General features: G+C 71.7%; 12 protein-coding genes. All 12 read left to right on the top strand.

The window, feature by feature from the left end:
* The first annotated feature begins 44 nt into the window (after positions 1-44).
* The 12 genes from FO059_RS12930 to obgE all read left to right on the top strand — a co-directional run bounded on the left by FO059_RS12930 (position 45) and on the right by obgE (position 14,327).
* Complete coding sequence (locus tag FO059_RS12930; protein ID WP_233266723.1) at positions 45-710, top strand: GNAT family N-acetyltransferase; 666 nt, start codon at positions 45-47, stop codon at positions 708-710.
* A gap of 18 nt (positions 711-728) precedes the next feature.
* Entirely contained in the window at positions 729-1,340 is a 612-nt protein-coding gene (locus tag FO059_RS12925) for a molybdenum cofactor guanylyltransferase (protein ID WP_233266722.1), read from the top strand.
* 148 nt (positions 1,341-1,488) lie between these two features.
* On the top strand, positions 1,489-1,929 hold the full coding sequence (locus tag FO059_RS12920; RefSeq protein ID WP_143909350.1) for a hypothetical protein: 441 nt from the start codon (positions 1,489-1,491) through the stop codon (positions 1,927-1,929).
* A 118-nt stretch (positions 1,930-2,047) separates the two neighbouring features.
* On the top strand, positions 2,048-2,734 hold the full coding sequence (locus FO059_RS12915; RefSeq protein WP_143909348.1) for a hypothetical protein: 687 nt from the start codon (positions 2,048-2,050) through the stop codon (positions 2,732-2,734).
* Positions 2,735-2,848: 114 nt separating this feature from the next.
* Entirely contained in the window at positions 2,849-5,581 is a 2,733-nt protein-coding gene (locus tag FO059_RS12910) for a valine--tRNA ligase (protein WP_143909346.1), read from the top strand.
* Entirely contained in the window at positions 5,578-6,972 is a 1,395-nt protein-coding gene (folC, locus tag FO059_RS12905) for a bifunctional tetrahydrofolate synthase/dihydrofolate synthase (RefSeq protein ID WP_143909344.1), read from the top strand. Before FO059_RS12910 ends, folC begins: the two co-directional genes overlap by 4 nt.
* Positions 6,969-7,421: a DUF4233 domain-containing protein gene (locus FO059_RS12900; RefSeq protein ID WP_372497847.1), complete on the top strand. Its 453-nt coding sequence runs from the start codon at positions 6,969-6,971 to the stop codon at positions 7,419-7,421. Before folC ends, FO059_RS12900 begins: the two co-directional genes overlap by 4 nt.
* A 90-nt stretch (positions 7,422-7,511) precedes the next feature.
* Positions 7,512-7,925 (top strand): nucleoside-diphosphate kinase, encoded by a 414-nt coding sequence (gene ndk / locus FO059_RS12895; protein WP_143909342.1) that lies wholly within the window; start codon positions 7,512-7,514, stop codon positions 7,923-7,925.
* A 386-nt stretch (positions 7,926-8,311) separates the two neighbouring features.
* Positions 8,312-11,728: a translation initiation factor IF-2 N-terminal domain-containing protein gene (locus FO059_RS12890; RefSeq protein WP_233266721.1), complete on the top strand. Its 3,417-nt coding sequence runs from the start codon at positions 8,312-8,314 to the stop codon at positions 11,726-11,728.
* A gap of 350 nt (positions 11,729-12,078) precedes the next feature.
* Positions 12,079-12,387 (top strand): 50S ribosomal protein L21, encoded by a 309-nt coding sequence (rplU, locus tag FO059_RS12885; protein WP_143909338.1) that lies wholly within the window; start codon positions 12,079-12,081, stop codon positions 12,385-12,387.
* Between the two features lie 39 nt (positions 12,388-12,426).
* The gene (gene rpmA, locus FO059_RS12880; RefSeq protein WP_143909336.1) at positions 12,427-12,684 is read left to right on the top strand and encodes a 50S ribosomal protein L27; all 258 of its coding nucleotides are present in this window, start codon (positions 12,427-12,429) and stop codon (positions 12,682-12,684) included.
* Positions 12,685-12,866: 182 nt separating this feature from the next.
* Entirely contained in the window at positions 12,867-14,327 is a 1,461-nt protein-coding gene (gene obgE, locus FO059_RS12875) for a GTPase ObgE (protein WP_143909334.1), read from the top strand.
* Position 14,328: the final 1 nt, after the last annotated feature.

The raw sequence follows: 14,328 nt of genomic DNA, 5'->3' as shown, positions 1-14,328 counted from the left end.
GTCCGTCCCCCGCACGGCGGCCGGGTAAGTGGCATCCTGGACCGGTGCCACCTACGCAGAAGACCGTCGGCAGCCCCGAAGCCCCGAGTTCGCCCCGCCCCGCCGTGAACGTCCGTCCTGCCACGGGAGACGACGTCCTCGGCATCGCCCGCGTGCTCGCGGACGCCTTCCACGACGACCCGCTCATGGCGTGGATCGTGCCGGACGAGCATGCCCGGCCGGGCGCGCTGCAGCGGATGTTCGTGGTGGGGCTGCGCTTCCACCATCTCGGCCTGGGCGGCGTGGAGGTCACGGAAGCCGCGTCCGGCCGCATCGCCGGCGCGGCGGTGTGGAATCCGCCGGGCAGGTGGAAGTCCTCACGCGCGGCGGAACTGCTTTCGGTGCCGGCGGAACTGCTGGCACTGGGCCGTGCGGCGCGGCTCGCGGGCATCGTGGACGACACCCTGTCGCAGGCGCATCCGGAGGAGCCGCACTGGTACCTGTCGGAGATCGGGACCGGGCGGCAGGCGCGCGGCCTCGGCCACGGCTCGGCGCTGCTGCGATCGCGGCTGCGGCGGTGCGACGCGGAGGACATGCCCGCGTACCTGGAGTCGAGCAAACGGGGGAATCTGCCGTACTACGAGCGCTTCGGATTCGTCAGCACCGGGGAGATCCGCATCCCGGACGGGCCGTCGCTGTGGGGCATGTGGCGCGAGCCGCGGCGGTCGTGAAGCTATAGCGCGGTGACGGTGCCTCCGACAGGACCCGCCGGGGATGTCTGCGGCGTGGTGCTCGCGGGCGGGCGTTCGCGCCGTATGGGGCGCGATAAGGCCGCCCTCCCCTGGGGGGCCGCGACGATGCTCGAGACCGTCGTCGCGGCCGTGCGCACTGCGCTTCCGCAGGTCTTCGTGGTCACCGCCGCGGGCCGGAGTGTTGCGCTTCCAGCGGACGTCGACGTGGTGGTGGATCCGGTCCCGGGGCAGGGGCCGCTGCGCGGGCTGGAGACGGGCCTTCGCGCGGGAGGCGCCGCCGGGTACCCGTGGGCGTTCGTCGCGGCCACCGACATGCCGCTCATCACCACTCGGGTGGTGGGGCTGCTGCTCGACGCCGCCGCGCCCGGCGACGCCGACGCGGTGATCGCCGTCGCCGAGGGACGTGACCAGCCGCTCGCGGGGGTGTACCGGACGGGCCTGGCCGGGAGGATGGACGCCGACATCGGGGCCGGAGTACGGAGTATGCGCCGATTTCTGGACGAGGTGGCCGTGCACAGGGTCGTCCTCGGCGGCGCGGACGCGCGGGCGGTGTTCAACGTCAACACCCCCGCCGATGCGCGCGACGCCCGCCGCCATGGCATTGTGTGACGCGTCGCCGGCCCGCGAGGGGGCGTGGGCCCGTGCGCAGCGCCGGGCCGAGGATGCAACGGGCCCCGGTCGCTCGGGTGCCCCAGGATCAGAGGGGATGTGCGCGATGCACACGCGTGGGATCGTTCGGGCGGTTTCGGGAGTCGCTGTGGCAGCGGCCGTGGTCTTGCCTCTGGCGGCCTGCGGGAGCGATTCCGGCGGCGGCAGCGCCACCGGGGGCGACGCGGTGGCGATGATGCAGTCGGCGATGGACGGCGAGGGCGCGGTGACCTGCGAGATCACCGACGAGGAGCAGCCGGGCTCGATGAGCATCGCCGGCGAGGACCGCTACCGGATCCTGGCGCAGTCCGGCGGTGAGACGGTGAACCTGCTGCGTGACGGCTCCGACGTCTACGTCTGGAAGGACGGCAGCCCCACCGGGATGAAGACGACGGCCGACTCGCAGACGGGGATGGCGCTGCCGAACGTCCAGGAGGCGATCGACCAGGAGAAGGCCGCGCCGACGGTGGACATGGAGTGCTCGACGGACGGGGACGTGGACGCGAAGCTCACCGCCCCGGACGATGTGGAGTTCCAGACGGCCCCGTAGAACGCGGCCATGGCCGGTCGCCGACTGTTCGTGTAGAAGTGGTGCCCGGGCCGGCGCCCCGGCGGTGTTCCGGGGAGCGATCGGCGGGGACGGGACCCGCAGTGTGGAAGGCGGACGGATGAACGGATCGGTACGCGCCGCGGTGCGCACAACGGCGGTGGGCATCGCGGCGGTCGGCGCGGTCGCGGCGCTGGCAGGATGCGGCTCGTCGGACCAGGACGCCGGCGGCGCCTCCGCGGCGCAGTCGGCGCCTGCCGGCTCGGCCACGCCGGGGACGCCTTCGTCGGGTGCCGCCCCGTCCGCATCCGGCGGACCTGCCGATGCGGCGCTCTACGACACCGCAGCGCACCGGCTGATCACCGAGGCGATGGCCGGAGACAAGTTCATCGAATGCACGGCGAAGGACTCCGACGACACCGTGACCGCGTACGTCCACGGGGAGGACCGGATGCGCATCGACAGCGGCACCGGGCCCGACGCCGGGCACGTCCTCGCCGTCGACGGCGTCACCTACCTGTGGTCCGACGACCAGCCGGGCGGCATGAAGACGACGGGGCCGGCATCGGACGGGATGAAGAAGATGATCGAGGGCATGGGGGTGGACCTCGACGCCGCGCGCAGGCTGGGCGGGGAGCAGGCCGCGGGAATCGAGGACGGTGCGGCGCTCGGCTGCACCGAGTATTCCGGCGACGCCTCCGTCTTCGCGGTGCCGGAGGGCCGGGAGTTCGACTCCGTCGACGACGCTCTCGGCGAGGCTCCGGTGGACCTGCCGGGGGCGGTGCCCGGTCAAGGGGGCGGCGACTAGCCCCCGCGCCGGGTCGTGGCGGCCGCCACGGGGCGGGCGGGCGACCGCGCCGGTCAGGGGCGCGACGCATAGAATCGTGCGGTGACCAGTCCAGCCCGGAGAAGGGACCCCTCAGTGACCCGTGAGCCCGATACCGCTGCGAACCCGGGCGGTGGCCCGGCAGACTCCCTGGCGAAAAGCTGGGAGCCCGGCGCGGTCGAGTCGGCGCTCTACCAGGGCTGGGTGGACGCCGGGTACTTCACCGCGGACCCGCACAGCGACAAGCCCCCGTTCTCGATCGTGCTCCCGCCGCCGAACGTCACCGGCAGCCTGCACATGGGTCACGCGCTCGACCACACGCTGATGGACGCGCTTGCGCGCCGGCGCCGCATGCAGGGCTACGAGGTGCTGTGGCTGCCGGGCATGGACCACGCCGGCATCGCGACGCAGAGCGTCGTCGAGAAGCAGCTCGCCGGAGAGGGCCTCACCCGCGACGACATCGGCCGTGAGGCCTTCATCGAGCGCGTCTGGAAGTGGAAGGCCGAGTCCGGCGGCACCATCGGCGGCCAAATGCGCAAGCTCGGCGACGGCGTCGACTGGTCGCGCGAGCGCTTCACGCTGGACGACGCGCTGGCCCGCGCGGTGCAGACCATCTTCAAGCGCCTCTACGACGACGGGCTGATCTACCGGGCCGAGCGGCTGGTCAACTGGTCGCCGGTGCTGCAGACCGCGATCTCCGACATCGAGGTCAAGTACGAGGACGTCGAGGGCGAGCTGGTCAGCTTCCGCTACGGCTCCCTCGACGACGCCGAGCCGCACATCGTCGTCGCCACCACCCGCGTCGAGACGATGCTGGGCGACACCGCGATCGCCGTGCACCCCGACGACGACCGGTACCGCGACCTCGTCGGCACCGCGCTGCCGCACCCGTTCCTCGACAGGACGATCCCCGTGATCGCGGATGCGCACGTGGACCCCGAGTTCGGCACGGGCGCAGTGAAGATCACCCCGGCGCACGACCCCAACGACTTCGAGATGGGCGTGCGGCACGCGCTGCCGATGCCGTCGATCATGAGCAAGACGGCGGAGATCGAGAACACCGGCACCCGGTTCGACGGCATGGACCGATTCACCGCGCGCGTCCGCGTGCGCGAGGCGCTTGCCGAGCAGGGCAGGATCGTCGAGGAGAAGCGCCCCTACCTGCACAGCGTCGGCCACTCGGAGCGCAGCGGCGAGCCCATCGAGCCGCGGCTGTCGATGCAGTGGTGGGTGCGCGTGGAGAGCCTGGCCAAGGCGTCCGGCGACGCCGTGCGCGCCGGCGACACCGTGATCCACCCGGCCTCCCAGGAGCCGCGCTGGTTCGCCTGGGTCGACGACATGCACGACTGGTGCATCTCCCGTCAGCTGTGGTGGGGGCACCGCATCCCCGTCTGGTACGGCCCGGAGGGACAGACGGTGTGCGTGGGACCCGGCGACACCCCGCCGGAGGGTTACGTCCAGGACCCGGACGTGCTCGACACCTGGTTCTCGTCGGCCCTGTGGCCGTTCTCCACCATGGGCTGGCCCGACGCCACGGACGACCTGGCCAAGTTCTATCCCACGTCCGTGCTGGTGACCGGCTACGACATCCTGTTCTTCTGGGTGGCGCGCATGATGATGTTCGGCACCTACGTGGCGCGCGAGGACGCGGGCGACGGCGGTGTGCTGGGCCCGCGCGGCCAGGTGCCGTTCCAGGATGTGTTCCTGCACGGCCTGGTGCGCGACGAGCACGGCCGCAAGATGTCGAAGTCCCGCGGCAACGGCATCGACCCGCTCGACTGGGTCGAGCGCTTCGGCGCGGACGCGCTGCGGTTCACGCTGGCGCGCGGGGCCAATCCGGGCTCGGACCTGTCGGTGGGCGAGGGCAACGCGCAGTCGTCGCGCAACTTCGCGAACAAGCTTTTCAACGCCACCCGCTTCGCCCTGATGAACGGCGCGAAGCCGGGCGGGCTGCCGCCGCGCGACCGGCTCACGGCCGCCGACCGGTGGATCCTCGACCGGCTGGAACAGGTGCGCGCGGGCGTGGACGAATCCTACGAGCGTTACGAGTTCGGCAAGGCCGCCGAGGCGCTCTACCACTTCGCCTGGGACGAGGTGTGCGACTGGTACCTGGAACTGGCCAAGGTGCAGTTCGCCGGTGAGGGCGACGGAAGCGGCGAGACCGGGTTCCGGGCGGAGGCGACCCGCACCGTCCTCGGCACCGTGCTCGACGCGCTGCTGCGCATGCTGCATCCCATGATCCCCTTCGTCACCGAGACCCTGTGGAAGGTGCTCACCGGTGGTGAGTCGCTGGTCATCGCCTCGTGGCCCGTCGCGGACGCGGACACGGCGGCAGATCCCGAAGCGGCACGTCAGGTGGCCGATACGCAGAAGCTCATCACCGAGATCCGGCGATTCCGCTCCGACCAGGGCGTCAAGCCCAGCCAGCGGGTGCCGGCCCGGCTCGGGGCGCTGGAGGACGCCGGGCTCGTCCCGCTCGAGGGCGCGGTGCGGTCGCTCGCTCGCGTCACCGCGGCGGAGGCGGGTTTCACGGCCACCGCGTCGATCGAGGTGCGTCTGAGCGCCGCGACCGTCGTCGTCGACCTGGACACCTCCAGCACGGTGGACCTGGAGGCCGAGAAGCGCCGGCTCACCAAGGACCTCGCCGCCGCGCACAAGGAACTCGCCGGCACCACCGCGAAGCTCGGAAACGAGGCATTCCTCGGCAAGGCTCCCGAGCAGGTCGTGGAGAAGATCCGCGGCCGCCGCGACGTCGCCGCGGCCGATGTGGACAGGCTCGAGGCGCGGCTGGCGGAGCTGGGGCAGCCGGCAGAGGGAGGCGCGCGGTGAGCGAGGACCGCGCCGCGGCCGCGGCCCCGGAGGACCTCGCCGCGCTGGAAACGCTCGAGGCGGAACTGGACGAGCGCTGGCCCGAGACGCGCATCGAGCCTTCGCTGACGCGGATCACCGCGCTGATGGACCTGCTGGGCGCGCCGCAGAAGGCGTATCCGACCATCCACGTGGCGGGCACCAACGGCAAGTCCTCGGTGTGCCGGATGGTCGACGCGCTGCTCACACGCATGCACGTGCGGGTGGGCCGGACGACGAGCCCGCACCTGCAATCGGTGACCGAGCGGATCGCCATCGACGGCGAGCCGATCACGCCGGCCGGATACGTGCGCACCTACCGCGACATCGAGCCGTACGTGCAGATGGTCGACGACGGCTCGGTGGCGGCGGGCGGGCCCCGGATGAGCAAGTTCGAGGTACTCACCGGAATGGCCTTCGCCGCGTTCGCCGACGCCCCGGTGGACGTGGGCGTCATCGAGACCGGACTCGGCGGGCGATGGGACGCGACCAACGTCATCGATTCGTCGGTGGCGGTGCTCACCCCTATCGGCCTCGACCACGCGGAATACCTGGGCACCGAGATCACGGGGATCGCGGGGGAGAAGGCGGACATCATCAAGTCCACGTCGGTGGCGATCCTGTCCCGGCAGCAGCCCGAGGTGACCGACGTGCTGCTGCGGAGGGCCGTGGAGGTGGACGCGGCGGTGGCGCGGGAGGGCTCCGAGTTCACAGTGCTCGAGCGCCGCACGGCCGTCGGCGGCCAGGTGCTGCGCATCCAGGGCCTCGGCGGGGTCTACGACGACGTGTTCGTGCCCCTGCACGGCGAGCATCAGGCGCACAACGCGGCGCTGGCGCTGGCGGCGGTCGAAGCGTTCTTCGGCGCCGGCAAGGATCGGAAGCTGGACGAGGACGCCGTCCGTGAGGGCTTCGCGGCGCTCGTCAACCCCGGTCGGCTGGAACCGGTGCGCACCGCCCCGTCCGTCTTCATCGACGCCGCGCACAACCCCCACGGCGCGCAGGCGCTCGCGGCGGCGCTGTCCGGGGAGTTCCATTTCCGCAGGCTCGTCGGCGTGGTGGCGATCATGGCGGACAAGGACGTGCGCGGGATCCTCGAGGCGCTCGAGCCCGTGTTCGACGAGTTGGTGGTCACCCACAACGGCAGCCCCCGGTGCATGTCGCCGGCGCACCTGGCCGAGATGGCCGCCGACGTCTACGGAGAGGACCGCGTGCACGTCGCCCAGTCCCTGCCCGCCGCCCTGGAGACGGCGGTGGAGCTGGCCGAGGACGTGTCGGGTCCCGGTGAGGAGATCTCCGGGTCCGGCGTCGTGGTCACCGGCTCGGTGGTCACGGCGGGGCTGGCGCGCACGATGCTGGGAAAGGAACCGACGTGAACGAGAACGCTCAGGACGGCCGCGACGAGGCCGCGGGCGCCGGCGGTGATGGCCCGGAACCGGATGGAAACGGAATACGCCCGCCGACGAAGGACCCGTGGAAGAGCTTCCGCGGCGTCCTGTCCGGGCTCCTGATCCTCGAAGCCATCGTGATCGGACTGTCCATCCCCGTGGTCGCCACCGTGGGAGGCGGCATCACTGCGGCCCGCGGAGGATACGTGATCGGCCTCGTCGTCCTCATGGTGCTCGGGGCGGGGGTCCAGGGGCGCCGGTGGGCCGTGAAGTTCGACCTGCTCCTGCAGGTGCTGGTGATCGCCGGCTGGTGGGTGCATCCGGCGATCGGCGTGGTCGGACTTCTGTTCGCGGCGGTGTGGGGCTACCTGCTGTACCTGAGCGCGGACATCCGCGACAGGGAACGCCGCGGACTGCTGCCGGGCCAGCGGAGCTGAGAGCCGGGTCCGTCCGCGGAGGAGGGCGAGTCGGCGGGCGGGGGCGGGTCCCTGTGCCGGGCCCGCGCGTCGCCGACTAGTCTGACGGCCGTGACAGAGCGCAGCCTGGTACTGATCAAGCCCGACGCCGTTGCCCGGGGACATCTCGGCGAGATCCTCGCACGGATCGAACGCAAGGGACTTTCCATCGCGGCAATGGAGATGAGGACGGCCACGGAGTCCGTCGCCGCGGCCCACTATGCCGAGCACGAGGGCAAGCCGTTCTACGCGGGCCTCCTCGAGTTCATCACGGCGCGGCCGCTGGTGGCGCTCGTGATCGAGGGGCCGCGCGCCATCGCCGCGTTCCGGCAGATGGCCGGCGGCACCGACCCGGTCGAGAAGGCGGTGCCCGGCAGCATCCGCGGCGATCTGGGACTGGTGACGGGAGAGAACCTCGTGCACGGTTCGGATTCCCCCGAGTCCGCGGCGCGCGAGATCGCGATCTGGTTCCCCCAGCTCGCCTGAGCCTTTCACCTGCACCGATCTCGACCGGCGGTGCCGGTGCGGGGAAGAGGTCGGGCTCCGGATGAATGTGTGGGATACTGGACGGAGTCGTCAGACGCGAGTGTGACGTGTCGCGACAGGATTCTGCCCGGGTATCTGCTCGGTCATCGCCGCAGTGCGGCAGGGGGCATCGCCCCGTGCGCGCGCCGACGCTGGATGATGAGTGCGACGCCGGGTTGTCCAGCAAGGCGCCGTGCGCGTGAGCGTGCGGTGCGAGACCACTCGTTCCCGCGCCGGCATGGCGCGGGACCGCAACGATGCCGCCCCCGTGTGGCCGCGCTGCCCAACACGTGGAGCCAGACGCCACGTCGGGTTGGACGACGCGCCCGGGGGCCCGAGGAGACCACGTGGCCGACAAGGCGCCGCCCGAAGAACAGAACAACGATTCCGCCGCAGCGGTGGAGATCCCCCTGAAGCTGCGCGTGCATGCGCTCGCGAAGCTCCTGGGGGTCACCAGCAAGGAGGTACTGGCCAAGCTCACCGAGATCGGTGAGGAGGCCAGGACCGCCCACTCGAGCGTGACGCGCGAACAGGGCGAGCGGGTGCGCGACGCATTCGCATCCCCGGCGGTGGCCGCTCCGGCGGCCGCGCCCGCCCCTGAGGCTGCGGCGGCTCCGGAGTCCCCGGCCGCACCGGATTCCCCGGCGGCACCGGATTCCCCGGCGGCCGAGGCCGCCGACACCCCGGCTGCAGCGGAGCCGGCGGCGGTGTCCGATGCCGACTCGGGTGATGCGCAAGGCGGTGCTTTCGTGGCACCGCTGTTCCTGCCCCCGGATCCCGATGCCAGGTCGAAGGCGTCGCAGCGTGCGCAGGAGGGCGCCGCGGCAGCCAAGAGCGCGGACAGCGCAGATGCGAGTGATTCGGACGCGGACGAAGAGCGTGGCCCGAGCGAGGGGGACGGGGCGACCGACGAGTCCGAGGGCGGCAGCGGACGGTCCTCGCGGCGTCGCCGCCGAGGGCGCCGCGGTCGTGGACGCGGACGCGGCGAGCAGAACGGCAACGCCGACGGAGACGCCTCCGGCACAGCATCGGACGCATCGCGGTCGGGGGCCGGTGACGACGCGTCGGCCGAGCAGGACGGCGGCAAGCCGCAGAGCGGTAAGGGCGAGGGCGACACCGCCGACTCCGCTGCGGACGAAGGGAACGGCAAGGGCGGCCGGTCCGGGAAGTCGCGGCGTGGCGGGCGGTCCGGCGGCGATGCGGCTGATGCCGGGGCCAAGGGCGACAAGGGCGACACCCCCGCCGCGGGAGACTCGGCCGCGGGAGACTCGGCCGCGGATGATTCGGCCAAGGACGGGGCCGACAGCGGCGGCAACGGGGGCAACGGGGACGGGGACGACAACGGTGCGTCACGGCGCAGACGCCGCCGCAGGCGCCGCCGCGGCGGCGACGCGGACGGCTCGACCAACGACGATCCGCCGAACACCGTCGTCCACGAACGCGAGCCGCGCAGCAAGCGCAGCAGCCGGGACGAGGTGCAGGGCATCAGCGGCTCGACGCGCCTGGAGGCCAAGCGCCAGCGGCGGCGCGACGGCCGCGAGGCGGGTCGGCGTCGTCCTCCGATCCTCTCCGAAGCGGAATTCCTGGCGCGGCGGGAAGCGGTCGACCGCGTCATGGTGGTGCGGGAGAGGCCGGCCGTCGACGGGCACGACCCGATCACGCAGGTCGGCGTGCTCGAGGACAAGGTCCTCGTCGAGCATTTCGTCACCAGCACTGCCACTCCGTCCGTGGTGGGCAACGTCTACCTGGGGCGCGTGCAGAACGTGCTGCCCAGCATGGAGGCCGCCTTCGTCGACATCGGCCGCGGCCGCAACGGCGTGCTCTACGCGGGGGAGGTCGACTGGGCCGCCGCCGGACTCGGCGGTTCGGCGCGCAGGATCGAGCAGGCGCTCAAGCCCGGCGACCAGGTGGTCGTGCAGGTCACCAAGGACCCGGTGGGGCATAAGGGCGCCCGGTTGACCACCCAGATCAGCATGGCCGGCCGCTTCCTGGTCTACGTGCCCCGCGGCACGTCCACCGGGATCAGCCGGAAGCTGCCGGACACCGAGCGCAAGCGGCTCAAGTCCATCCTGCGGCAGATCGTGCCCGATGACGCCGGCGTCATCATCCGCACCGCCTCCGAGGGGGTCAGCGAGGACGAGCTGCGGCGCGACGTCGACCGGCTCCAGGCGCTGTGGGAGGAGGTCAAGGCCGCGGCCGACAAGGCCAAGGCGGCCAAGTCCGCGCAGCCCAAGGCTCTCTACGAGGAGCCCGACCTGCTGGTCAAGGTGATCCGCGACCTTTTCAACGAGGACTTCGGCAAGCTGGTCATCGAGGGCGACGGAGCATGGCGGACCGTCTCGTCGTACATCGAACGGGTGGCACCCGACCTGATGGAGCGTGTCGAGCAGTACGACCGGAACGGCGGCTCGGTCGACGTGTTCGCGGCGTACCGGATCGACGAACAGCTGGCCAAGGCGCTCGAGCGCAAGGTGTGGCTGCCGTCCGGCGGCACCCTCATCATCGACCGCACCGAGGCCATGACGGTCGTGGACGTCAACACCGGCAAGTTCACCGGCTCCGGCGGGAACCTGGAGGAGACGGTCACCCGCAACAACCTGGAAGCGGCCGAGGAGGTCGTGCGCCAGATGCGGTTGCGCGACATCGGCGGCATGATCGTCGTCGACTTCATCGACATGGTCCTCGAAGCCAACCGGGACCTGGTCCTGCGTCGGCTGACCGAGGCCCTGGGGCGCGACCGCACCCGCCACCAGGTCTCCGAGGTGACGTCGCTGGGGCTCGTCCAGATGACGCGCAAGCGTCTGGGCACAGGGCTGGTGGAGGCGTTCTCCACGCCGTGCGAGCACTGCCACGGCCGCGGTCTGGTTCTCCACGATGATCCGATCGTCGCCGAGCCCGATACGAGCGGGCAAGGCAAGAACGAGACCCGGCGTGGTCGCAAGTCGTCGAAGAAGTCCGGCGGGGGCGGCCAGCAGGCGCCCAAGGAGAGCAAGGAAAGCACTGAGAGCAAGGAGACGCAGAAGCAGACTGCGCACCACCACTCCGAGCACCCCATGTTCAAGGCGATGGCGGAGTCCGGCTCGCCCGAGGACGATCAGCACGATTCGCAGCGCGGTGGCGGGTCCGCGTCGTCGGGCCACGGCGGTGCCGGGGAGGACAAGTCGGCGGCGATCGCGAAGATCGAGGCGGCCGTGGCGCGCAGCACCGGGCCGAAGCGGCGGCGTGCGCGTCGGCCGCAAGGCGGTCGGCCGGACGGTGGGCAGGAGTCCGGCACGCAGGACGCCGCCGCTGCCGAGGACGCCGGAACGCGACAGGCACACGGGCAGGCGCCGGTGACGGACGCGACCGTGGCATCGGACGCGACGGCCGAGAAGGCCGATCCCGGCACGCCGAAGTCCGCTGCGGCGGCCGCTGACGAACGGGACGGAACCGCCGAGGCCGGCAGGGCGGAATCAGGCGCCACCGAAGCCGCCGGCACCGAAGCGGGTGCCGCTGCCAGGCCGCGGAGGCGTTCGCGGAGGGCGTCGCGCCCGGCATCGGCTCCCTTGGAGCATGCCGAGACGCCCGGTGAGCCGATCCGCTCGGAGATCATCGCGCCTGCGGCGCAGCCCGAAGCCGCGGTTGCGCACGACGACGCGGCCGGTGCCGAGGACGGCGGGGCGCCGGTGGCGGCCGCCGAGCAGCAGCATCAGGCTCCGGCGCGCCGTCCGCGGCGACGTGCGGCCGTGCGGCGCGCGGGACCTCCGGTGGACGGCGACGACTGACGGTCTGCGCGGCCGCCCGAGGGCGGTTTGACCGCGTTCGCGGCGGTCGCGTAATCTTGAACGGTCGCTGTCGGGCGACGGTGCGCACGCGTGTCCGATCCCGGCGTGTCCGAGACCGTGTCAGATCCGTTCGGTTCCGGCCTGTTCGATTCCGGAACCGTGCGACGGGGACGCTCCCGTGGCCGGAACCCGGAACTTCGATGTTCCGGGATGTCGCAGGGGTTTCAGCCGGTGGCGATCCGTCGCCGCCGGAGACGACGGTGACAGGCCGCGCCGTCCCGCAGCAGAGTTGAGCAGCCGCGTGCCGCGGCTGGTGGGAATGTTTTACGACTAGCAAGGGGTAGCCCTCCATGTACGCGATCGTCAAGACTGGCGGCAAGCAGTACAAAGTCGCCGTTGGTGACCTCGTCAAGGTCGAGAAGATCGAGGCGGAGCCCGGTGCTTCGGTCGATCTCCCGGTCGCGCTCGTGGTGGACGGGGCGACCCTGACCACCGACGCGGCCGCGCTTGCCAAGGCCACCGTGACCGGCGAGATCGTCGAGCACACCAAGGGCCCGAAGATCCGCATCCACAAGTTCAAGAACAAGACCGGCTACCACAAGCGTCAGGGTCACCGTCAGAAGCTGACCGTCCTCAAGGTCACCGGTATCAACAACTAGGTCCGCCCGGGCCGGTACGGATCCTTCAGGAGGGTTCAGATGTCAAGCAAGAAGGGCGCGTCCAGTTCCAAGAACGGTCGCGATTCAAACGCCCAGCGACTCGGCGTCAAGCGCTTCGGTGGGCAGGCCGTCAGTGCCGGCGAGATCCTCGTGCGTCAGCGCGGCACCAAGTTCCACCCCGGCGTGAACGTCGGCCGCGGCAAGGACGACACCCTGTTCGCCCTGTCCTCGGGCGCGGTGGAGTTCGGCGCCAAGCGCGGCCGCAAGACGGTCAATATCGTGCTGCCGCAGGCCTGACGGCCCGCAGCAACCACGCAAGGCTCCGGCGACAGGGGCGGGCAGGGATCATCCCGTCCGCCCCTGTCGCCTTTTCATAGAACGGCGTCGGACGGTGCCGGCACTGCGGCCGGCGGCCCGGACATCCCCGCCCCATAACATCCCGCGGCACGCAGGCCCGCCAGTGAGAAGGAGGACACGCTGTGTCCCGATTCGTCGATCGTGTCGTCCTGCACGTGAGCGCCGGAAGCGGTGGTCACGGCTGTTCGTCGGTGCACCGTGAGAAGTTCAAGCCGCTCGGCGGGCCCGACGGGGGCAACGGCGGTCACGGCGGCTCGGTGATCCTCGAAGTCGACCTGGGCGTGCACACGCTGCTCGACTTCCACTTCCACCCGCACGCCAAGGCGTCCAACGGCAAGCCCGGCATGGGCTCGAACCGGGAGGGGCCCCGGGGAGGCGACCTGGTGCTCAAGGTCCCCGACGGGACGGTCGTCCTCGGCGAGGACGGCGAGGTGCTGGCGGACCTCGTGGGCGCGGGAACGCGCCTGGTGGCGGCCCGCGGCGGCAGGGGCGGCCTGGGCAACGCCGCACTGGTCTCCCGGGCCCGCAAGGCGCCCGGCTTCGCCCTGCTCGGCGAGGAGGGCGAGACGCGCGAACTCGTCCTGGAGATGAAGTCGGTGGCCGACGTGGGACTGGTCGGCTTCCCGTCCGCAGGAAAATCGTCGCTGGTGTCGGTGCTGTCGGCGGCCAAGCCGAAGATCGCCGACTACCCGTTCACCACGTTGGCGCCGAACCTGGGCGTGGTCTCCGCGGGGGAGACCACCTTCACGGTGGCCGACGTCCCCGGGCTGATCCCCGGCGCATCCGACGGCCGCGGCCTGGGCCTGGATTTCCTCCGGCATGTCGAGCGGTGCGCGGTGCTCGCCCACGTGGTCGACTGCGCCACGCTGGAGCCGGGCCGGGACCCGGTGTCGGACGTCGACGCGCTCGAGGCGGAGCTGGCGGCGTACCAGCCGGCTCTGTCCGCGGACAACGGCCTCGTGGGATTGGCGGACCGGCCGCGGATCGTGGTGCTGAACAAGGCGGACGTCCCGGAGGCCGCCGAACTGGCCGAGTTCGTCACCGAGGAGTTCGCCTCCCGCGGCTGGCCCGTGTTCACCGTGTCGGCGGTGAGCCGCGACGGCCTGAAGCCGCTCACCTTCGCGCTTGCCGATCTGGTGGAGAAGTTCCGCCTGGACAACCCGCCGCCCGAGCCGTCACGACCGGTGATCCGCCCCGTCGCGCGCGACGATTCGGGCTTCACCGTGGAACGTGACCACTCCGCGCGCGGAGACTTCGTGGTGCGGGGGGCGCGCCCCGAGCGCTGGGTGCGGCAGACCCCGTTCGACAACGACGAGGCCGTAGGTTACCTGGCCGACCGGCTCGCGCGCCTCGGCGTCGAGGAGCAACTCGAGAAGCTGGGCGCGGAGCCGGGCGACGCGGTCACCATCGGCGCGGTCACCTTTGAATGGGAGCCCACCCTGCCCGCCGGTGTCGAGGTTCCGCTCACCGGCCGCGGCACCGACGCGCGGCTCGAGCAGACGGATCGCGTATCCGCACACGAACGCAAGCACGCGCACCGGGTCCGCCGCGGGCTCGAGGGCATCGATCCGGAGGAGCAGTGAC

Origin of the sequence: Tomitella fengzijianii (assembly GCF_007559025.1) — a bacterium.
In the GTDB taxonomy this organism is placed as follows: domain Bacteria; phylum Actinomycetota; class Actinomycetes; order Mycobacteriales; family Mycobacteriaceae; genus Tomitella; species Tomitella fengzijianii.
Note: the sequence above shows the minus strand (reverse complement) of the source record. Positions and strands in the feature narration are given on the sequence as shown.

What these genes read in the sequence shown, in the direction of transcription:
- rpmA (WP_143909336.1), top strand. Translation starts at nt 12,427, where the DNA reads ATGTCAAGCAAGAAGGGCGCGTCCAGTTCCAAGAACGGTCGCGATTCA.
- FO059_RS12915 (WP_143909348.1), top strand. Translation starts at nt 2,048, where the DNA reads ATGAACGGATCGGTACGCGCCGCGGTGCGCACAACGGCGGTGGGCATC.
- rplU (WP_143909338.1), top strand. Translation starts at nt 12,079, where the DNA reads ATGTACGCGATCGTCAAGACTGGCGGCAAGCAGTACAAAGTCGCCGTT.